Here is a 20,721-nt window from a genome sequence, read left to right as displayed (position 1 = left end):
CTCCACCCGGTGTGCCTCGCGCGCCTGCGCCAACTCCTGCTCGACGGCGGCGAGCTGCTGGCGTGCCTCGCCGGCTTCCCGGTGTGCCCCGGCCGCCTGCTGCTGTGCCTGCTCGGCGAGCCGGACGGCGGCGGCCCGCTCGCCCTCGGCACGGCCGTGTGCCTCGCGGGCCTCGGCGGCCTGCTGGTGTGCGCGGTCGGCGTCGGCGACGGCGGCGGCGCCGGCCTCCTCGACCGCGGCGAGCTCCACCCGGTGTGCCTCGCGCGCCTGCGCCAACTCCTGCTCGACGGCGGCGAGCTGCTGGCGTGCCTCGCCGGCTTCCCGGTGTGCCCCGGCCGCCGCGGACGTCGCGCTGGTGAGCTGCTGGCGGATCTCGGCCACCCGCTCGGCCGCCGCCCGCAGCACGTATTCCAGCTGCCCGGCCCGGCGGAGACGGTCCTCCGCGGTGGCCAGTCGGTTACTGAGCTGGGCGGAGCGCGGTGGCGGGACGGGAACCGGGGCGTGGGTGGCGCGGGTGGCCAGCAACCGGCCCGTGTCGGTCTCGGTCATCTCTCCCCCTTCGGGTGAGGCCCGGGGCACACACCCGTGCGCCCCGGGCGAGCCTCTGTGTCAGGCCCCGCGCTGCTGCGGGTCGTCCTCGTCGGTGTCCTGCCGACTCGCGTTGAGATCCTGCTGCAGGGTCTTTACCAGCTTGCCGGCCGCGCCGCGGTCGTAGGTGCGGCCGTAGCGCTCGCCCATCACCTCGTTGAGCTGGGTCACGATGGCGTTCGCCGACCGGTCGTCGCCGGGGCGGATGAACTCACCGAACAACTGGGTGAACTGGTCCTTCTTCGTCGCGTGCTCGGCAAGCTCGTTCACCGTGTCGTGCCCGTCCTCGCTGTCCGCTCGCACCTCCGGCACACGGACGCTGATCCGGACACCTGCTGTGTCACTGCGCTGGGCTGCGGCGGCCTCCCGGGCCTGCCGGGCCGGTTGGTCGTCCACCTCGTCCTCGTCGGCGTCCTCGATGCACTCGGCGGCCTCGTCGGCGGGGTCCTCCGCCGGCTCGTGTGCCGCGGGGGCCGCCTGGCGTGCAGAGACGGACACCTCGGCGGGCGCTGGCTCGGTGCGCGGTGCCGGGACGGCTTCGGCGAACTCCGCCAAGAACCGGTTCACCACCGCGTCCTCGGCAGCGTCGGCCTGTGCCTCGACAAGCGCGGCGCGCTTCTCCAGCGCGGTCAGCTCGGCCTCCACGGTCTCGGCGGTGCGGACCTGCTGCTGGGCCGCGGTGTGCAGGACGTGGCCGAGGGCAAGCTGAGGGCTGGCCACTCCACGCTGACCGGCCGCCGCCTTGGCCTGCACGTAGGGCGCCAGCACCGCAGCCACGGCGGTGGCCGGCACGGGGGTGTGCCCGTCCACGGTCAGGGTGGGCTCGGCGGTGGTGACGACCACCTGACGGACCTGCCACCACCGTGCCGTTGTGCCGGCCTTCGCGGTGGCCTTCGCGGTGTGCCGTGCCGCGCGCTCCTGGCGGCGGATCGCCCGGCGGGTCCGGACGGCGGCCAGGGCCTCGGCCTCGGTGCTGATGGTCGGCTCCTCAATGGCCATGCGCATCATGGCGGCGGTCTCCACTGGGGCGCTGAGCCACCGCAGCACACCGACACGCGGCAGCGGGCGGCGGGTGTGCCCACTGGCCTTGTTCGCGGCACGGCGCACGCTGACCAACCCGCGCTCGAACAGCAACCCGGCGGCAATGGAGATGCCGGAGAAGAACTGCGGGGCGCCTACGTGGTCCGCGCCTCGGGGGGCCTGAATCCAGTTGAACCACGCCGAGGCCAGCGCGAACACCCACACCAACAGCCGGTTGACGGTGGCGCTCTCCTCGCGGTCGACGTCCTGAAACGCCAGCATCATCAGGTACATGGCGGCTTCGTCCAGCGCGAGGGGGACCAGGTACTGCATGCCCCCGTCCAGGCCGAGCGCGGTCTGTGCGTAGTCGATCAGGTGCGCGTACGACAGGGACGCCGGAACGGCCGAGAAGACGAACAGAAACGCCAGGTTGACCAGCTTCCCGCGGGCATTGACCCTGGCCCGGCCGGCGGCTTCGGTGTTGGCTCCGGCGGGCCGCATCGCCCGCCACTGGTCCAGCACGTACCGGGCCACCCGGATGCCGAGGGCGGCCGTCAGGCCGAGGCACGCCAGGGCAACCACGACCAGCAGCACAACGCGCACAACGGGGTTGTTCATCGTCCGGCCTCGCTCTCGGCGGAGCGAGTTCCGGCCACGTCGGCCGCTCTGGTCAGCGGCAAGGTGGCCGGGGCCTTAACGTTGTACCTGAACATGGGGGTTTCTCCTGTGTCGGCCCGGCCCCGGACTCTCGCCTACCAAGCTCTGTCCGGGGCCGTGCGTGTCTCTGCTGATGGTGCCGGGGCCTTCGGTTGTGCCAGAGGTGGCACAGGCACACTCTGTGTCGGATGTGCCGGAACTGCTGCCTGTGTCAGAGGCGACACAGGCACAGAGTGTGCCAGAGGTGCCACCTTCAACAGAGGTGTTTTCTACCGGGCCGGCGGCCGGCCCGTACGCATCCGTCGGGGCCGCTGGGCGAACGGCTGGCCGTTGTTGAACTTCCGCTGCAACTTCGTCAGCTTCTCCTTGATCGCGTCTTCGATCAGATCGCTCAGGGAGTGGTATCCGCCCTCGTAGGGGGTGGTGGCCACCACCGCATTGCGGGCGGCCTCGGCCACCGCCTTGGTGATGTAGGGCTGCAGCTTCTCCTTACCGGCCACCTGCCCGCGGGGCACGGGCTCGGGCGCCGGCTCGGCCTTCGCCTTCGTGGCGGCCGGGGCCGGTGTCGGCTCCGGGGTGGGCTCGGGCTTCCGGCTGCTGGGCTCCGGCTCGTGCTCCTCGGGCGGGTCGTCGGTGTCTTCAAGGTCTACGCGCGGCATGCTCAGGCTCCCGTCCGGCTCGATGCGCTCGCCAGGAACTCCAGCGCGACGCCCGCGAAATCGCCCTTGGCCAGGGCGAAGCTGACACCGGAGTTGGCCCGGGTGTACTGGTTGACCGTCAGGCCCTGGGCAGGCGCGTCGGTGTGGCACTCGTAGGACCGGACGAACGTCCGGAAGTAGTGGAATCCGCGCTTGTCGGCCCACCCCTTCATCGCGTGGACGTCTCGCAGATCATCGCTGTCCGCCACCTTGGGGCTGCGCGGGTTGGTCCGGCTGAACAGCAGCCGGGCCGGCTTCCCGGTGGGGATGATGTAGTTCTTCATGAACGCCAAGGTGGGGTCCTGGGAGAGGTACGCCGCCTCCAGCGGGATGATGAACTCGTCCGCGAGCTCGTCAATGATCCACCGCTGCAGCTCCTCGTTTTCGAGCGAGCCGGGGGTGTCGATCAGTACATCGTCGTACCCGAGGCCGCGGAGTTTCTGCAGCTTCGCCGGGTCTACCTCGTAGAGGTAGTCAAACGGCAGGTCGCCGCCGCGCTTGACTGCCTGTCGCGCCCATGCGGAGCTCGCCGATTTCTGGGGGTCCGCGTCCACGACCAGTACGCGCCGGCCGTGCTGTGCCAGCGTCGCCGCCAACTGAATGGTGGTCGTGGTCTTACCCACTCCACCTTTCTGGTTGGCGACGGCGTAAATCCGGGTGATGACGAACGTTCGCGCCCCGATCGGGGTCCTGATCTCCTGTTCGGACACAGCTGTGCCCTGCTCGGGCAACGCCCTGCCGCTGAACACCGCTGTGGGCTCAATCGGCTCTGCCACCTGTGCCACCTCCTCTAGCTCTGTCGCCGCTTCCGGCTCTGACACCTCTGTTGTTGCTGTTGGAGGTGCTGAAAAACACGCAGGTGGCAGCTACGGCACAGGTGCCGCAGCTGTTGCCTGTGCCGTAGCTGACACAGGTACCGACTCCGGCACAGGTGCCGACTCCAACGGCTGTGCCATCTCCGACACCGGTGGCAGCTCCGGCACCTCTGCCGCCTCTCCCACCTCTGCCCGATCCGGCACCTGTGCCACCTGTGGGTTAGGTGGCAGCTCTGGCACATGTGCCGTGTCTTGCAACTCTGCCGCCGCTGACACAGGTGCCGACGGTGGCAGACACACAGTATCGCGTGGATCTTGCACAGGTGGCGTGTCTGGCCCATCCGACACACCCTCAAGACACATTGGCGCTAACACCTCTGTTTCGGGAAACAGAGGTGTTATGTTGGGCACACGAGAGGGGCCGGGCTTCCTACGGCTTCCGGCCCCTCGTGGTTTCCCTGCTCACCTGGTCGCATGCGGCCGGGTGGCTGGGCTCGATCCTGTGGGAGGGATCATGGCAAGGGTAGTGGACGGTGCCGGCGCTGATCGGCGGCGGGTGGTCGACACGGTGTCGCTGCCGGCCGGGACGTCCGGGCCGGTGCGGGTGCTGGGCGGCCGCTGGTCCTCGTCCCCGCGTCCGCCGGCGCCGCGCTCCTCGTCCGAGGACCTGGTGGCCGTGGCCGCCGCGGTGGGGGTGCTGAGCCGATGACGGGACTTGTTGACGACGAGATCCGCCCGGTGAGTCTGCGGGGCCTTCTGCCGGAGACGGCGGCCTCACCGGAGCGCCCGACGGCTGAGCCGGTCCGGGTTCCGCGGTGGCTGACGGCCGATCCGCTGAACGTCGCCCGGGTGGCTGCGGCGGCCCCGGATGAGCTGACGGCGGTGGCGGCCGGGCTGAACGACCTGGCGGCCGGCCCCGGCGGCGTCGTCTTCCGCGACTACTGGACGGCCGCCCGCGTGGCTTCGCTCTGACAGCGGGCACGAACAAGGGCGGGCCCCGGAGTACTCTCCGGGGCCCGCCCCTTGTGTTGTTCGGGTTGCTCAGCTCGGTGCGCTCGGGGCTGGCGTGATGGTTCCCTTCCCCCCGGGGGCCTGGGCGTCGGGGACGGACAGCCGTACGGCGGTGCTCATCAGGTTGGACTCGTCCGCCGCTAGGTCGCGGATTCGAACATTGAGCCCTGTCCTTGGGGCCTCAATGATCTTCATCTTGGGCCCGCCTTCCAGCACCATGGCCACGTGGTAGATCCCCTGGGGGCCTGAGAACCAGAACACGAGATCGCCGGTGGTCACCTCGCTGAGCTTGATGTGGGTACCGGCGTCGAACTGGGGGGTGGTGGTCCGCGGGAGGTGGACATATGGCCACCATGCGTACTGCACCAAGCTGCTGCAGTCGAATCCGGCGTGGGTGGCGGCGAAGCACTGGCCGTTGAGCCACCCTGTGTTCGACCCGCAGAACCCGGTGGTGGGCCCGCTCGGGGAACCGCCGCCCCACACGTAGGGGAGGCCCAGCTGCCCCATCGCCCTGTTCACCACGTTGGTGACGGCCGGGCCGGACAGTGTGGCCGGCGTCTCGTCGGTGCACGTGACGGTGGTTCCGGTCTCACCCCCATACAACGATTTGGCCAGGATCTCCCCGAACCTCGCCCACTTCTTGTACTGGAAGCCGACGCCGGACACTTGGACAGCCTCGGCTGCGTCCGCCATGTCCATCCGCTCCCACCCCTGGATGGTGGTCAACCCGGGAATCCCCTTGGACGGCACACCGAGCAGGAATGCCCCGGTGGCATAGATCGGGTCCAGCACCTGTTCAGGGGTTCCCCACCCCACCACCGACCGCTGTTGGAACAGGCCGGCGGCGTCGTGGCCGGTGTACGCCTTCACCACTCGCAGGGATGACTCCTGCATGGCCGTCATCAGGGCAATGGCGGCCGCGCGCTCAGGTAGGCCGTGCTCCTTGGTCACCTGGACGATGGTCTTTGCGGCCGCAGTCTGCTCGGCATCCAGCTGGGTGCCGGCCGCGGTGACGGCGCCCTGGGCCCCGCCGCCGCTGTCGCCGGCGCTGACGGCCACCGAGCAGTACGCGCCGCCTTCGGCGTGTCCACTCCCTCCTACGATCAACACAATGGGCACGGCGACCACGGCGGCAACGGCCGCTACCAGACCCTTTTTCAATGCTCTGTCCCCCTTCGGTAGGTGTCAGCCCGTCGCCACCACCGCGTCCACCCTCCACTCGCCGGCCACCTGAACCAGGTGCAGACTCCACGCCCGGCCGTTGTCCGCCGGGGTGCCGTGATTCGTCAGGTGCTGGGCGTAGGACACCGAGACGAACGCCTCGTACTCGGTGCTGGGCGGGGCGTCGGCGTCCACGGCCGCGGTGCGGATCGTGGCAACCGACGTCTCCTGAGCTGCGGTCATGCGGGCCGGGAATGCTTGCTGGGTCGGTCGGAGCGTCACCAGGTAGGCATCCGTGGCGTAAGGGCGCACGCGCTCGACCGGATCGAGTGTTTTCGGCTGCTGCCAGTCGTACGAGTACGACGCAACCGTGAACGCTGAGGCGACGTCCACGGGGCCGAGGCGAACCACCCCGGGCGCCGGGGCCGTCGGCGAGCTGGTGGTGGTCGCCGTCGTCGGCAAACCGGTGTCGCGTGTCGAGCCGGCGGTGGTCGCCGTCGCCGGCGAGCCGGCCGGGGCCGTCGGCGAACTGGTGCCGCCCGCCGAGCCGGCGGTGGTCGGCGTCGTCGGTGAACCGGCCGAGGCCGAGGCCGGGCCGGACGGGCTCGCGGCGGCCGCGTCGGCAGCGTGCGCCGCGCTCGGCGGCGCGGGTTCGCTGCTACAGCCGGTGAGCGCGGCGACGACGGCGGCGGCCAGGACGGCGCCGAGGCCGAGGCGGTTGTGTCGGTACCTCATGCTGTCCTGTCCTCCTTGATCGGGGGTTCACCATGCTGTCCGGCTGGCTGGGTGCTTGGTCCGCACAGCGTGCGGAGGATCGCGGCGCGGGAGAAGCGCCTGCGGCGGGCCTCGCCCCAGTGGGGGAGTGCGGATTGACGGGCAAGCCGGCCCACCTTGTCCGGCCCCATCCCCAACAGCGCGGCAACCTGATAGGTCGTCAAGGTCTCGTCCTGGAAGTCGAGTTCCGCCCACGAATCCCCACGCACCGCAGCGTCCAGCGCCGCGGTGGCGAATCTCCAGTCCCCACCGAGCTTCAGGCCTGGCAGATCGCCGGCGCGGGCCCGCTCCATGACGGTCCGGGGGTGGAGAGAGAGGCGGGCGGCGGCCTGCGTACTGGTCAGCACGGGCCCCGCCGGGTCCAGGCGGTCCGAACAAGAGCCGCCCCGCCGGGGGCGGCCCTGTCGGGCCCGCGTCTTGTTGTCGTCCGTGTCCACTGCCTGTTTGTACCGCACAGAGCGTCACCGATCCTCCCTCCTTGGCATGCCCTGGCGCATCGGGGTGTCCTCACCCGCGACCGTGCGTTGATCACGGATGCACCACGGGTAGTCGGTACGCTACTCTAAAAACGCCCCCAGTACCGAGAAAAGGGGTAGGGTACTTATGTACGGAGCTTGCGCACGGGGGGTGACGCGATGACCGAGGCTGAGGAGATTGACCGGGATCGTCCGGTGAGCCTGCGGGGTCTGCTGACGGCGGAGAGCGGCACGGGTCAAGGGAGCGCGCGGGGGAGGAGCCGCCCGGCGCGCAAGGGGCGCACATCTGTAGACGCACCTTCACATTCGGAGGCTCCCGCGCACAAGGACTTTTCGGCCACCGGACCAGAAGTTTTCTCTTCTGGCGGTCCGTCACCTGCCGTTCCGGCACTTCCGTCAGCGGCAGCCGAGCCTCCTGCGGTGGCCGAATCGCCTCCCCCGGTCCCTCCGGCGCCGCCGGCTGCCGTCCCCGCATCCGAGGCTCCGGCCGCCGCGGGGCTCGCCCTCGGCCCGGTCACCCCGCCGGCCGCCGCGGCACCTGCTCCCGTTCCGGTTGCTCCGGTACCCGCGGTGGCGCTGGTGCCGATCGCTCCGCCGAAGCCTGAGCCTGCGCCCGGTCGCCGGGGCCTGTTCGGCCGTCGGCGTCCTCGTCCCGCGCCGGTCCTAGCCGCTCCGCCTCGGCGGGCGATCATGCCCCCGGTGGTGGATCGGGTCCGGGACCACGTGCTGCGGCACCGGATCACCGGCGCGCTGAGCGGACACCAGCGCATCGCGGTAGTGAGCCTAACGGGCGGCAGCGGCCGGACGACGGTGGCACTCGGACTCGGCGACGTTCTGGCGTCCGAGCGGCGCGAGCCGGTGGTGGTGCTGGACGCGGTGCCCTACCGGGGGAGCCTCGCCGGGCTCGCCGGCGGCGGGCGTCCGCCGGTCAACGTCATGGATCTGCTGGCGAAGCACGGGGCGTACGCCCACGGAGCGCCACCGCCGGCCTTCCGCCGGGCCTCCGGGCTCGCGGTGCTGCCGTCGGAGTCTCGGCCGGACGCGCGGTATGTCCTCGGTGCCGACGGCTACCGGTGGCTCGCCGAACAGCTGCTACCGCAGCACTTCGCTATCACGGTGACCGACACGGCGGCCGCACTGACCGACCCGCTGTCGGCCTCGGTGCTGTCGCTCGCGGACCTGGTAGTGGTCACCACCACCGCCACGGCCGACTCGGCGTCGGCGGCCCACGATGCCCTGCTGTGGATGATCCGCGCCGGCTTCGGACGGCTGTCCCGCCGGGCCGTCCTCGTCCTCAACGCCGTACGGGAGGGTGACCCGGGCGTCCCGCTCGACACCCTCTCGTCCTACTTCGGTCCCAAGGTCGGCGCGGTCGTCACCGTGCCGTGGGACCGACACCTGGCGAGCGGAGGGCCGATCGACACGGCCGCGCTCGACCCGGGTACCCGCACCGCCTACATGACTCTCGGCGCCGCCACCGTGGCCGCGCTCACTCGCACGAAGTAGGGGAGACACACCGTGTCGTTGATGCTCGACCTGTTCAGCCAGGCTCACACCCTGGCGGCGGGTGCCGATCCGCACCACCTGGTCCTCGCCGCGGACCCGCCGAAGCCGGGGGGCGGCGTCGTGCCGAACATCGCCCCGGACCCCAGCGCGCCGGGCGGCACCGCCTTCACGACGATCGTAGGCGCGCTCATGTTCTACGGCCTGCTCGGCGGCCTCGCCGGCCTGGTGCTCGGGGCTATGAGTTTCTCGCTGGGCAAATACTTCAGCCACCACGGAGCCACCAGCGGCGGCCGGGTCGGCATGTTCGCCTCGCTCGCCTGCGTCGTCGTCATCGGCGGCGGCAGTGCCCTCGTGAACTGGGCCTTCAACCTCGGCGCTTCGATCACCTGACACGGACGAACCTCCCATCCCTAAAGGGGGATCTGAGAATGCAGATCGACCAGAAGCGCGCCAGGACGGCGGTAGGCGTCGTGCTGGCCCTGGGCTTGTTCGGCGGCGGCGTCCTGCTCGGCCACGCAAGCAACTCGACGTCCACCACCACCTCGCCCGCCCCGCCGCCGGCCGCCTCCCCCTCCGGGGGCTCGGCCGGTGGCGGGATCGGCCCGGCCCGCGTCGTCTCCGGCGTCCCGGTCGGCTACCAGCACACCCGGTCCGGGGCCCTGTCCGCAGCCGCCAACTACAGCTCGGCCATGGGCTCGCGGGCCATCCTCACCCCCGAGGGCCGGGCCGGGATCGTGTCCGCCATCGCGGCCCCGGACGCGGCCGACCAGATCCGCAAGCAACTCGACCGCGCCGACTCGACATCGCTCGACCAGTTGCGCACCGACGTGTCCAGCAAGGTGGCGTTCGGTTTCGGCAGCGTCCCGATCGCGCTCAAGCTCGACGGCGGCGAGCTCCCGGAGAACGCCACCGGTGCGACGGTGAACGTCTACGCCGTGAACTTCATCGCGTCGTCCACGGCCACCGCGGCCGGCGGCTACGGCCAGGCCACGGTCCGGCTCGCCTGGGTGAACGAGGACTGGAAGTTGGTGAGCTTCACCACCACCTCCGTTCCGGGCCCGGTGCCGGTCGGCTACTACGCACCGTCGACGGGCTGGCAGCCGGCTGACGGTTCGTCGCTGTACGACATTTCCTCGGCCTTCCGGCGCACGATGACGGACGGGACGGTGCCCAGCTATGTCATTCCGTAGCCGTCCCTGGCTGCGGCGCGGTGCCACCCTGACGGTGCTGACGGGCGGCATGGTCGCCCTCAGCGCCGCCCCCGCGTTCGCCTGGTGCGAAGACTGGTGGGAGGTGGTGGGGACGCCTGCGGCGTGCGCAGGGAAAGCCGTCGTCACTGGGGCGGCGGACAAGGCCAAACAATCCATCCTCGACTCGATCACTGACGCAATCGTTGACGCCGTGAACTGGATTTCCGGCGCCGTCGGCGACGCCATTTCGAGCAGCGGTAAGCCGGATATCGGGGCGGCCTGGTTTTCCGAGACCTTTTCGACCACGCGCGGCATTGGCGCGATGTTCGCCCTGATCGCGCTTATGTGCTCGGTCATCTACGCCGGCCTGCACCGTGACGGCCGGGAGGTCGGCCGCGCGGTCGTGCAGGTGATCACCGCAGGTGTGACGACGGGCATGATCGGCACGCTGGTCATGATGGTGAACGCCTTCGTGGACTACGTGTGTGACGTGACGCTGGGGGCCGATGGCTGGGCGGGCATCACGGACGCCCTACGCTCGGTCGCGGAGAAGATGAACGAAGCGGCAAGCCACAGCAATGACCCGAATGTGCTGCAACTGCCCGCGATGATCACCATTCTCCTGGGCCTGCTGATGATCCTGGCTCTTGGGATTGTCTGGTGCGAAATGGTGATCCGCCGCATGGCCGTGGATCTCTGCGTGGTCTTCTGGCCGCTGGCTGTCGGCGGCAGCGTGTGGAGGGGCTCGAAGCAGTGGCAGCGTAAATTGCTGGACACGCTACTGACAGTCGAACTCGCCAAACCCGTGATCGTGATCATCTTGAAAATGGCGAGCAATGCACTTAAGGGCGCCAACTCGGCGTCCGGCCTCCTGCTGGCCGGCTCCCTGTACGTCGTCGCGGCGGTCGCGCCGTACATCGTGATGGGCATGATCGGTGTCATCGGCGGCGCGGCGAACCCGGGCGGCACCACGGACGGCATGCGGGCGGCGGGCTTCGGCGGTGTCGCCGGCATGGCTGCCAGCATGACGGCCATCCTCGGCGGCGCGTCGAAGATGGGCGGGATGATGGGCGGCGGCAGGACCCCCACCCCCTCGGCGGCCGGCCAGGCTGCCGCGGCTGGTGGACCTGTCGGTGCTGCCTTCTCCGCGGGCATGACTGCCCTGCAGACGGCCGCCCGTCCCATGCTGAACGCCGGGCGCAACATGGGCGGTGCCAATCCCCAGCTGCAGGCCGGCGGTGGCGGTGGTGGTGGCGGCGGCGCCCTCGGAAGCGGAGTGATCCCCGGTCAGCTCGGCGGCAGCCCCAACCGGCCGGCTCTCCCGCCCGGCGGCGGCTCGGGCGGCGGCCCCGGTCAGCTCGGCGGCGGCCCCGGCGGCGGCTCGGGCGGCAGCCCCGGTCAGCTCGGCGGCGGCCCCAACCCGCCGGCTCTTCCGCCCGGCGGCGGCTCAGGCTCGGGTGGCGGCCGCAGCGGTGGATCGTCTCCGGCCGGCAACCGCTATGCCCCGATCGGACCGCCGACACGGCCGAACCCGGCCGTCCGCTCCTTGCCCGCCCGGAGGTCGTAGTGTCCGCACAGAACACCCCCACCCGTCGCATGTTCGAATTTGGACCGCGCGAAACCGACGGAATCGTTTTGGGCCTCTCCATGGGCTCGATCGTCGTCCTGGGCGCCGCCGCCTTCCTGATGGTCCGCATGCTCGCGTACGGCGTCGCCGGCATCCTGATCGGCTTGGTGGTCCTGCTGGTCACCGTGGCCGCGGTCTGGTTCCCGATCGCGGACCGCACGGCCGCGCAGTGGGCCCCGATCGCCATCACATTTTTCATCCGGACCGCACTGGGCTGGACCAAGTACAGGGGCGGCCCCGCGGTGGAGCTCACCCCCGCCGCCCCCCGCGAAGAAGGGGTGGAACCCATGTACCTGCCCGGCGAACTGGCCGGTACTGAGGTGCTGACCGTGCCAACGGCGGTCGGCGCTATCGGCGTCGTCAAGGACACGAAGCGCCGGACGTACGTGGCGATCATCCGCACCCGCGGCGTTGCATTCAAGTTGTTGACGCTCGCCGAGCAGGACGGCCGGCTGGCGATGTGGGCGGACACGCTCAACGCCATTGCCTACGCCGGTGACGGCATCGTGCGGTTGCAGCTGCTGGACATCACCGTGCCCGACAGCGGCGACTCCCTCACCCGGGAGTGGGCCACCAAGGGACTGCGGGGCAACGAGAGCACCGCCGGCGCTTACGAACTCCTGCTGGACGAAGCGCGCCCCGTGACCCAAACCCACGAAAACTACCTGGTGGTGATGCTCGACCCGCGCAAGGCCCGGCGTCAGGTCCGCAACCTCGGTGGTGGCGACGATGGCGCCTGCGCCTACCTGCTGCAGCGATGCGCGCAGATTGAGGATCAGCTGTCGGCCGCCGGCATCTCGGTGGAGGGGGCCCTGCCCCCACGGGCCATCGGGCAGGTGATCCGCACCGCCTACGAACCCGGGGCTCGCTGGAAGCTGGACGCGCGGGGCCCGGTCACCGACGACTCCGGCGGCGCCGCCCCCTCCGAGGCCGGCCCGATGGCCGCGGAAGCCCACTGGGGCCACTACCGCACGGACGACACCTTCCACGCCGTGTACTGGATCTCCGAGTGGCCGCGCAAGGGCGTGCCCGGCACGTTCCTGGAAGACCTCATCCTGCGGACCAACTGTGAGCGCACGCTGAGCATCACCCTGCAGCCGCTCAGCCCGCGGCACGCGGCGGACGAAGTGGCGCGGGCGGAAACCGGCAAGGCCGCGAACTTGGACGTCAAGAAGCGGAGCGGGTTCCGCATGTCGGCCCGGGACGTGCGGGAGGCCGACGCCATCGCCGCACAGGACCAGGCGCTGGCCGAGGGCCACACGCTGTACCGGTTCCTTGGACTGCTGCGGATCTCCGCCCCCTCTGAGGAACTGCTGGACCAGGCATGCGGCGAAGTGGAGACCCGCGCCCACGCGCTCGTGCTGCGGCGGCTGTACGGCGAGCAGGACGTGGCGTTCCCGGCCACGTTGCCGTTGGCCCGCGGTTTGCGTCACGGCCTGGTCGCCGACGTCGGCTGATCCGGCCGCGTACGGTGCCGGCCCCACCAGTGTGGGGACGGTGCCGTACTCGGCCGGATCACCAACCAAGGGGAGAGAGCGTTGTTCAAGCGACGCCGGGGCAACCCGGAAGACCAAATCACCGTGGCGGCCACCGCGGCCGTCCCCAAGCGCAAGCGCACCCGCACCGGACGGACCGCTGCCGCACCGGAGCGCAAGGCCCCGCGCGGCCTGTCGCTGATGGGCGACGGCTGGGCCCGCCCGGCCGGCGGCCGCACCATGCGCCGCCTGTCCCTGCCCCCGCACCGTGAGTCCACCCACCTCGTGCAGGCCCTGTACCCGTGGCAGGCGGACGCCGGTGTGGGCGCGCTCGGCCCGCTCGTCGGTCAGAACCTCCTCGGCGGCGGCTCGTTCTGCTTCGACCCATGGGAGTGGTATGACAACCACTTGATCACGAACCCGAACTGGATCATGTTCGGGGAAATCGGCAGCCGAAAGTCCACCGAGGTCAAGACGCGCATTGCCCGGTCCTATGAGTTCGGGCGGGGGACCTTCGCCACTGATGTCAAGAACGAGTACAACGACCTGGCCTCGTTTCTGGGGCACGAACCCATCTTCGTCGGCCCCGGCCGCGCCGACCGGTTGAACCCCTTCGACATGGGCCCCGGAGGCGACGAGAACCCCACCGAGGCACAGGCCCGGCAGCTGAACATGTTGCAAGCCCTGGCGGCCGGTGTTCTGCGCCGCGACTTGACCGAGGCCGAGCGGACGCTGTGCCGCATCGCGGTCGCGGAGCTGACCGGCGGGTTCCTGGAGAGGGTGAAGACAGCTGGCGGCACCGAGACGGTGGCCGCCAGGGCTGCTGACCGGCCGCGGGTGCCGATCCTGCCGGAGGTCGTGGAAGCGATGCAGGCCCCGCGGGATGGCTCGTTGAGTGAACTTCCCCTGGATCGCGGTGAGTTCAGGGCCAGGACGGCAGACCTGATCATGGCGTTTCAGCGGTTGGTGGACGGTGACCTGGCCGGCATGTTCGACGGCGAGACGACCGTGGACGTGGACCCCCGGACCAAATTCCTCGTAGTCAACCTGTCCGCCGTACTGGCCGAGCGGCGGGACGCCCTGCCGCTGGTGCGGATCTGCGCGTCCGCGTGGCTCCAATCCGCCATGACGTCGTACCGGATGCCGCGCTATCACATCAGCGATGAGGCGTGGGCGGACATGACAACCGGCACCCTGCGGTGGTATCAGAGCATGTTCAAATTGGCCCGACAGTACGAACTGTCCAACGGGCTGGTACTTCACAAGCCTGGCGATCTCCTGACGGCGGGCGGGGCCGGATCAGAAGCGGACCGGGTGGCCTCCAGCCTGATCGCGGACGCCGGCGTGGTGATGTTCTACAGGCAGAAAGCGCAACAGATCCCACTCTGCCGCGAGATGTTCGGTGTGACCGACGCTGAGGCGGAATGGCTGACCCGGCTGCAGCCCGGACAAGCGCTGTGGCAGATGGGCGCGGACCGCTCGTTCCTCGTCCAGCATGTCCGCTCTTCGATCGAAAAGACCTTCACCGTCACCGACCCGCGCTCGATCGCTGCCATCGGGACCGAGGGCGAGGGGGGAGAACAGCCCGACGGGGACGGCGGCGAACCGGCCGCCGCCGACGGCCAGGGCAACGCCGCCGCCTACGAAACCCCCGGCGCCGTCGGCGGGCGTTGGCACCGACACTGACGGGGTGTACGCCTGATGGCTGACACCCACCCGCCCCAGCAACCGGGCGGCGGCGCCGGCGGTGAGCCGGTCTACCTCCTGCTCGGTGCCGCGGCCGCGGTGGCCGCGCTGGTGTGGCTGCTGTGGCTGGCCGCGGCACTGACGGCCGGCCTGTCCGGCCACGGCTGGCACATGGACAGCGCCGGCCGCGGGCTCCCCTTCGCCGGTCACCTCTTCATCAGCCGTGGCGACATCGCCGGCGCCTGGGCCGACGGCGCCAAGGGCGGCGAGCTCGGGGCCACCTGGCTGTTCTGGGTCCTGCTCCTGGTCCTCCTCGTTGTCGTCGCGGTGCCGCTCGTCAAGGTGGCCAACCGCCGCAACCGGCGCCGCAACCGCGGCGCACAGTGGGCCCGGCGTGACCAGGAACGGCCGATGGTCGTACCCGCCGACCCGGCGAAGCGGCCGTGGCGGCTGACGGCCGGCTGGTCTCGGCAGTCCCGCCGCCTGCTGGCCGGACACGACTGCATGTCGGCCATCGCATTCGGCCCCAACGGCTCCGGAAAAACCGTCAGCCTCGCCGTTCCGAATGCCCTGGAATGGCGGGGCCCGGCCATCATCTCAACGGCCAAGGGGCCGGACGTTGAATACATGCTGGCGGCCCGCCGAGCAATCGGGGGCGTCCACATTTTCGCCCCCGCCGGAATGCCCGGGTACACAACCAGCGGTTGGTCACCGGTGGACTACTCCACGGATGAGACGACCGCCGCTCTCATGGCCCGGTGGCTGTGCGAGTCGGCCGGAATGGATGACCCGTCGTCAAAGCCCTGGATGATGCAGGCTAGGCAATTCGTCGGCCCGCTCCTGCTCGCGGCCAACCGGTCGGGACGGGGAGTTGACGCCCTGGTGGAGTTCGTCCAGCGCGGAAAGTCCGCCGAGGCGGACGTCCGTCAGATCCTGCAGCAGCACGGCTATAAAGAATTCCTCCGCCAGTACACCGGCATCTGGGCCAACCTGCACGCGGACGGCATCGGCTCCGTGCTTTTCACCGCCAACCTGATCATTGACCCGTACCTGAACCCGGTGATAAGGAATTCGGCCCGGCAAAGCGATTTCACCGCCGAGGACATCCTGTCGAAGAACGGCACCGTGTTCATCGTGTCCCCGCCGTCGGAGTCCAAGGCTCTGGCGCCCGTCTGCACAGCCCTCCTGGCGAGCATCCTGCACGCCGCGGAGCGGGAGTACGAACGTGGGAACGCCAACTGGCGCGCGAACGGTGGCCAGCGTCACCGTTTCCTCTTCTGGCGGCGGACCAAGGCGGCACCCAAGCCTCTGGAAAACCGCCTTCTCCTTGACCTGGACGAAGCGGGGAATGTGTTCAAGTACCCGGATCTGGCCAAAGTCTCGTCCACGGCCCGCGGTATGGGAATCCAGCTTCTAGCGATTTTCCATGACTTCTCGCAACTGGTTTCGATGTACGGGGAGCACGATGCCCGGACGATCGTCTCTCAAGCGAAGATGCGCATTCTTCTCCCCGGTCTCGCTGACGACATGACGCTCAACTATTTCTCGGAGGGCTACGGCCCGACGGTGACACAGCGGACGTCGTACACCACCGGGTCGGACGGCCGCGGATCGGCGACCACAAGCGACCACGAAATCCCGCTGATCGCCCCGTATCAGATCCGCGAGCTGGAAAAGGGCCAGGCCCTTGTCCAGTACGACAATTTGCCGCCCATGCGGGTCAATCTCCGCAATGCCGAGGCGGACCGGCGACTGCTTGCCATGGCCAACCAGTAGACCGAACGAAGTGGAGCACGTCCTGTGAGTGGAGAATTCGACGCCGCGGCGGTGGAGCTGCTGGACAGCCGGGCGGATCTGCGGTGGGTCCTCTCCGCGATGGCGCCGGCCGAACGCCGGCAGTTGCTGGAACGCGTGGGGGAGTGGCTGGAGTGGCTGGTGGCGGAGTACGACCACCTGGAGCTCGGCACCCGCATTCCGCCGTGCTGGTACCAGCACAGGGGCGGCCGGGCCGTCCTCCTCGCGCTCTACGTCGGGTGGGTCCGCACCTACGTGGAACCGACGGAGAATCAGAGGGAGAACGCGTTGATCGAATGGGACGACGCCCTCAACCGGGTGGCCGCCCGCCTAAAATTCGCGGTGGAGTGCCTGGAGAACGGGGAGCACGTGGAGCCGCACACCGCGCGGGCACCGTGGCAAACGGACGACCGATTCCGGGTATGGGCCGCCACCGACCCGCTGGCGACCGGCGAGCCGGCCCACCCGGCCCCGTACTACCAGACCCGGCCCAAGGCGGGGCCCGGCGGACTTCCGCCGTCGACCCCGGCGGCGCGGGCCCCGAAGCTGCCGCCCGCGCCGACGCCCGCCCCGGCCCCGGTGGCCCCGCCGACCCCGGCGGCGGCCGCCGCCTCGCCGCTCGCGCCGTACCTCCCGAGCGTGCTGCCCATCGCTGAGATGCAACAGCGAATCGCCGATGGCTCTGCCCGGACGGTGGAGGGGATCGGGATGGGAGCGGCGCTGTTCTCCGGCTCCTGGTGGCTGGCGGCCGGCGACGGCGCGCAGTACATCCGGCTGGACCCGAGCAACCCGCAGCACGTGGACACCATCCGGAACCTGGACGCCGCCAGGGCCTCGCTGGTGTAGTCGAGTGCCGGCCCGCCGCAGCCGGCAGGAAGTAGGTAGACGTGAACGGCTTCGTTCCCGCGTTCCCCGTCCAGCACACCGCGCCGACCGTGCACCCGGCCGTGGCCGCGCTCGCCTTCGCCTTCAAGGTGGCCGGCTGGCTGCTGCTGGCCGCCGCCGCCGTCCTGGTCCTCATGGTCGTGGTGGCGGTCCGTGCCTTCGTCCCCATCCTGCGGGCGTCCAGCACCAGCCACCGGCGGTGGTGACCAGCACTCGACCACGCGAAGCGGCCCCCCCTCCGGCTCGACACCGAGAGGGGGGCCGCTTCGCGTCGGTCACCTGCTGAGCCCCTGCCCCGTCTCCGCCTCGGCCTCGATGCCGGGTACGGGAACCGATGCCTCGGCGGCCCGGCCGGCGGACGCCGAGGCCACCGCCGCGGCCGCCACCGCCACGGTGGCCGCGGCGCTCGCCACATCCGAGGCGGCGGTGGTCCGCTCCTGTTCCTCCGCCGTGCCCCGCTCGGGTGGCAGGCCCCGCCGGGTGCCGGCCTCCGTCTCCAGCCGGTCGTACTCCTCGGCCCGGTCCTCGGCCCACCGGGTGAGCCGGTCCGCGTCCGTGTGACGCTGGTGGGCGTCCTCGATATCGCTTCGCCTGGCGGTGTCCACCATCTGCGGCAGCTCGCGGTCCATCACCAGCCAATCGCGGTACGCGGATTCCCTGGTGGCCACCGGCCCGGCTGCACGCTCCAACTCCGCCCGCCTGGAGTCGAGTTCGGCTAGCCGGGCGCCCGTCTTCTCCATGTAGTCACTCAGTTGGTTGACCTCCTGCTGCAGCTCGCGCCGCTCGCTTCCGCGCACGGCCGGCAGCAATCCGAGCCACCGGCGCTCTCGTAGCTGGGCCTCGGCGTCGGCGAGCCGGCCCCGCAGCGTCTCCGGCGGCTGATCGCCGAATCCGCCGGTCTGCCGCACCTGGTGGTACTCGCGGTCCAGCGCGGCTAGGCCGTCGATCGCCGCGGCCTGGGTACGCACGGTCTCGTACCGGACCTCAACCGCGGTGACCCCGGGGCCCCGCCGGGAGCGGGCTACCTCCAGCGCGATGGTGGCGGACTCCCGCGCACCGCGGGCGTTCACGGCGGCGCGGGTCGCCTCGGCGCGGGCCTCGGCGGTCCGCCGCTGCAGGTCCGCGTTCGGCACCGCGCCGTGGGGCCGGTCCTGCCACCGCGGTACCCCGTCGTCTCGCGGGGTGACTCGTTCCGGCCTGGCGGCCGCCGACCGCGCTGCCGCCGCGGCGGGCGCTGCTGCTGCCGGGGCGGCCTCGGTGGGCCGGTTCGGCAACGCCTGGTTGATACGCCATGCCATCAGCGCGGGTACGGACCGGACGTTGGCCGTGGGCGGGCCCTGGTCGACGGCTCGGCCGAGGACGGTCACGGGGTCGTAGCCGGCCCGCTCGACCCGGGCGAGCGTCGCACCGAGGGCCGACCACGCCGGATCGCCCACCACCGCCTCCGCCCGCGGTCCGAACACCGCCTGGGCCACCTGACGGTACTGCTCGTACCGGTCCTCCTGAGCCGCCGTCTGCGACCCCGCGGCCGCCGGCGGCTGAACCGGCGGCGGCGCCTGCGGGACGGAGGCCTGCGGCGGGACCGCCGCCGACCGCGCTGCCGCCGCGGCGGGCGCTGCTGCTGCCGGGGCCGCCGGCGGTGCTGCCGGGGCGGCCTCGGCGGCGGGCCGGTTCGGCACCGCCTGATTGATGCGCCACGTCATCAACGCGGCCACGGACCGCACGTTCGCGCTCGGCTGCCCCTGGTTGAGCGCTCCGCCGAGGACGGTCACGGGGTCGTAGCCGGCCCGCTCGACCCGGGCGAGCGTCGCACCGAGGGCCGACCACGCCGGATCGCCCACCACCGCCTCCGCCCGCGGTCCGAACACCGCCTGGGCCACCTGACGGTACTGCTCGTACCGGTCCTCCTGAGCCGCCGTCTGCGACCCCGCGGCCGCCGGCGGCGGCTGGACCGGAGACGGCTGGACCGACGGCGGCGCCTGCGGGACGAAGGCCTGCGGCGGCACCGCCGCCGCGGCGGGCGGCACTGCTGCCGAGGCGGCGGCTGCGGCTGCGGCTGCGGCCAGTTCTTCCCGCGTCACCGGAGGGGCGAAGATACTGCCGGCCTGCTCGACCTGGGCCCGGATCGCCGCCGCTGTCGGGTCGGTAATTCCGGCGTAGGCGCTGAGGAGAACCGTGTCAGGCCGGGTGCCGAAAACCTCAGCTGCCGCGAGCGAGGCGCCGAGACTGGGCCAGTCCGGATCAGACAGAATCCGCTCGGCGGCGTCTCCGAACGTGGCTCGCACAATGCGGTGGTACCCCTCGTACACTGCGTGCCCCCTCACTCAAGGTGGTGGTTAGAGACTGCGGCCGCGGTCCTCTTCGGCTGCCCACTCCTGTGCCTGGTCGTAGCCGTATGCCGCAGCGTCGTACTCGCTGCTGGTGCGGGCCTGGGTGGCCACGCTGAGGCGGGCGGCCGTGCGCTGCACCTGCTCGGTGAGCGAGTCGGCGGCGGGCAGTCCCGCCCGGATGCGCTGTTCGTCGGTGAGCGTGCCGACCCGGCCCTGTGCCTGGACGGCTCGCTGCTGCAGGGAGCGCGCCGTGGCGGCGGCCAGGGCGGCGTCCTGCTGATCGCTGGTGCGGGCCTGCGCAAGCATCTGCGGCAGTGCCTGGGCGGTGCTCTGCCACTGCTGGGCGGCGCCCGCCCGGCTGCCGACGGGGCCGGCGAGCCGGTCCAGCTTGTCCCGCTGAATGTCCAGCTCGACCATACGCCGGTTGGCCTGCTCCAACTGCGCGCGGAGCTCCGCGGCCTCGGCGGCCGCGCGCTCGCGCGGGCCTCGACGGCGCGCGTCCATACCGGCCTCCGCCGCGGCGAGTCGCGCCCGGAGCTCGACCGTGGCGGCGCCGGCGTCCTCGTAGATCGGCACGAGCTCGGCCAGGGCCTCGACGGCTGCGGCCCGCTGCTGCAGGGCATCGGCCTGGGCCTGGACGGCCTGCGCGGCGGGGCCGATACCGGCGGCGGCCTCGGCCTGCTTCGCCTCGGCCTGGACGGCCGCGGCCTCGGCCGCCGCGGCGGCCTGCTGAGCCTCGTTCATCGCCATGGTGTGCGCACTCTGCAACTCCTCGTCGGTCAATTCACCATGCACCCGATCGCGCCACGTCGGGCGGCGCTCGGCCTGGTCCTGCTGGGGCTCGACGTCGGCACCGTCGGCGCTCACCGCGGCATCCGGCTCGGCGAGCTGGGCGGCCTGGTCCTGCTCCTCGGCGACGGCCTGAGCGAGCTCGTGCGCGGTTTCCAGCTCCTCGTCCGTCAGCTCGGCCACCGCAGGCTCGACCCGGAGCGGGCGGCGCTCGGGCCGCTCCACCCCGGCCTCGGCCT

General features: G+C 71.1%; 19 protein-coding genes and 1 pseudogene. 11 read left to right on the top strand and 9 right to left on the bottom strand.

Going from position 1 to position 20,721, the window contains the following annotated elements:
* The 4 genes and pseudogenes from ACFU9E_RS33190 to ACFU9E_RS33175 all read right to left on the bottom strand — a co-directional run.
* Positions 1-549 (bottom strand): annotated as a pseudogene (locus ACFU9E_RS33190) (hypothetical protein); the annotation flags it as partial.
* Between the two features lie 60 nt (positions 550-609).
* Positions 610-2,226: a DUF2637 domain-containing protein gene (locus ACFU9E_RS33185; RefSeq protein ID WP_380688701.1), complete on the bottom strand. Its 1,617-nt coding sequence runs from the start codon at positions 2,224-2,226 to the stop codon at positions 610-612.
* A gap of 308 nt (positions 2,227-2,534) precedes the next feature.
* The gene (locus tag ACFU9E_RS33180; RefSeq protein WP_380688699.1) at positions 2,535-2,924 is read right to left on the bottom strand and encodes a hypothetical protein; all 390 of its coding nucleotides are present in this window, start codon (positions 2,922-2,924) and stop codon (positions 2,535-2,537) included.
* 2 nt (positions 2,925-2,926) lie between these two features.
* Positions 2,927-3,739, bottom strand: a complete 813-nt coding sequence (locus ACFU9E_RS33175) for a ParA family protein (RefSeq protein ID WP_380688696.1) — start codon at positions 3,737-3,739, stop codon at positions 2,927-2,929.
* A 553-nt stretch (positions 3,740-4,292) separates the two neighbouring features.
* On the opposite strand from ACFU9E_RS33175, the gene ACFU9E_RS33170 reads away from it, so the two are divergent.
* Positions 4,293-4,487 carry a hypothetical protein gene (locus ACFU9E_RS33170; RefSeq protein WP_380688693.1) on the top strand — a complete coding sequence of 65 codons (195 nt, stop codon included), beginning with the start codon at positions 4,293-4,295 and terminating at the stop codon, positions 4,485-4,487.
* Positions 4,484-4,750: a hypothetical protein gene (locus ACFU9E_RS33165; protein WP_380688691.1), complete on the top strand. Its 267-nt coding sequence runs from the start codon at positions 4,484-4,486 to the stop codon at positions 4,748-4,750. The genes ACFU9E_RS33170 and ACFU9E_RS33165 overlap by 4 nt, the downstream gene beginning before the upstream one ends.
* A 69-nt stretch (positions 4,751-4,819) precedes the next feature.
* Here ACFU9E_RS33165 and ACFU9E_RS33160 read toward each other — a convergent pair whose 3' ends face one another.
* The 3 genes from ACFU9E_RS33160 to ACFU9E_RS33150 are packed head-to-tail and all read right to left on the bottom strand — an operon-like array spanning position 4,820 to position 7,161.
* Positions 4,820-5,950 (bottom strand): C40 family peptidase, encoded by a 1,131-nt coding sequence (locus ACFU9E_RS33160; RefSeq protein ID WP_380715588.1) that lies wholly within the window; start codon positions 5,948-5,950, stop codon positions 4,820-4,822.
* A gap of 24 nt (positions 5,951-5,974) precedes the next feature.
* A complete protein-coding gene (locus ACFU9E_RS33155) occupies positions 5,975-6,685 on the bottom strand; it encodes a hypothetical protein (protein WP_380682367.1) in 711 nt (236 codons plus the stop codon).
* A complete protein-coding gene (locus ACFU9E_RS33150) occupies positions 6,682-7,161 on the bottom strand; it encodes a helix-turn-helix domain-containing protein (protein WP_380682368.1) in 480 nt (159 codons plus the stop codon). The genes ACFU9E_RS33155 and ACFU9E_RS33150 overlap by 4 nt, the downstream gene beginning before the upstream one ends.
* 738 nt (positions 7,162-7,899) lie before the next feature.
* Here ACFU9E_RS33150 and ACFU9E_RS33145 point away from each other — a divergent pair.
* From ACFU9E_RS33145 to ACFU9E_RS33105, 9 genes are all read left to right on the top strand, one after another.
* Positions 7,900-8,706 (top strand): MinD/ParA family protein, encoded by an 807-nt coding sequence (locus ACFU9E_RS33145; RefSeq protein WP_380682369.1) that lies wholly within the window; start codon positions 7,900-7,902, stop codon positions 8,704-8,706.
* A 21-nt stretch (positions 8,707-8,727) separates the two neighbouring features.
* A complete protein-coding gene (locus ACFU9E_RS33140) occupies positions 8,728-9,096 on the top strand; it encodes a DUF6112 family protein (protein ID WP_380682370.1) in 369 nt (122 codons plus the stop codon).
* A 38-nt stretch (positions 9,097-9,134) separates the two neighbouring features.
* Positions 9,135-9,896, top strand: a complete 762-nt coding sequence (locus ACFU9E_RS33135) for a hypothetical protein (RefSeq protein ID WP_380682371.1) — start codon at positions 9,135-9,137, stop codon at positions 9,894-9,896.
* Entirely contained in the window at positions 9,883-11,463 is a 1,581-nt protein-coding gene (locus tag ACFU9E_RS33130; RefSeq protein WP_380682372.1) for a hypothetical protein, read from the top strand. Before ACFU9E_RS33135 ends, ACFU9E_RS33130 begins: the two co-directional genes overlap by 14 nt.
* Complete coding sequence (locus ACFU9E_RS33125) at positions 11,463-12,980, top strand: SCO6880 family protein (RefSeq protein ID WP_380682373.1); 1,518 nt, start codon at positions 11,463-11,465, stop codon at positions 12,978-12,980. Before ACFU9E_RS33130 ends, ACFU9E_RS33125 begins: the two co-directional genes overlap by 1 nt.
* Before the next feature lie 81 nt (positions 12,981-13,061).
* Positions 13,062-14,684 (top strand): hypothetical protein, encoded by a 1,623-nt coding sequence (locus ACFU9E_RS33120; RefSeq protein WP_380682374.1) that lies wholly within the window; start codon positions 13,062-13,064, stop codon positions 14,682-14,684.
* Between the two features lie 15 nt (positions 14,685-14,699).
* A complete protein-coding gene (locus tag ACFU9E_RS33115) occupies positions 14,700-16,460 on the top strand; it encodes a type IV secretory system conjugative DNA transfer family protein (protein WP_380682375.1) in 1,761 nt (586 codons plus the stop codon).
* Between the two features lie 24 nt (positions 16,461-16,484).
* Positions 16,485-17,324, top strand: coding sequence for a hypothetical protein (locus ACFU9E_RS33110; protein ID WP_380682376.1), 840 nt, complete (start codon positions 16,485-16,487; stop codon positions 17,322-17,324).
* 41 nt (positions 17,325-17,365) lie between these two features.
* A complete protein-coding gene (locus ACFU9E_RS33105) occupies positions 17,366-17,569 on the top strand; it encodes a hypothetical protein (protein ID WP_380682377.1) in 204 nt (67 codons plus the stop codon).
* Between the two features lie 69 nt (positions 17,570-17,638).
* On the opposite strand, the gene ACFU9E_RS33100 is transcribed toward ACFU9E_RS33105, so the two are convergent.
* Both ACFU9E_RS33100 and ACFU9E_RS33095 read right to left on the bottom strand, forming a co-directional pair.
* A complete protein-coding gene (locus ACFU9E_RS33100; protein ID WP_380682378.1) occupies positions 17,639-19,672 on the bottom strand; it encodes a hypothetical protein in 2,034 nt (677 codons plus the stop codon).
* A 27-nt stretch (positions 19,673-19,699) separates the two neighbouring features.
* The coding region (locus ACFU9E_RS33095; RefSeq protein WP_380715585.1) for a hypothetical protein at positions 19,700-20,721 on the bottom strand (1,022 nt) is incomplete at its 5' end.

The sequence above is a fragment of the Kitasatospora sp. NPDC057595 genome (genome assembly GCF_042800875.1).
Lineage (GTDB): Bacteria > Actinomycetota > Actinomycetes > Streptomycetales > Streptomycetaceae > Kitasatospora.
The sequence above is the reverse complement of the archived record's forward strand: the minus strand, read 5'-3'. Positions and strand labels throughout refer to the sequence as shown.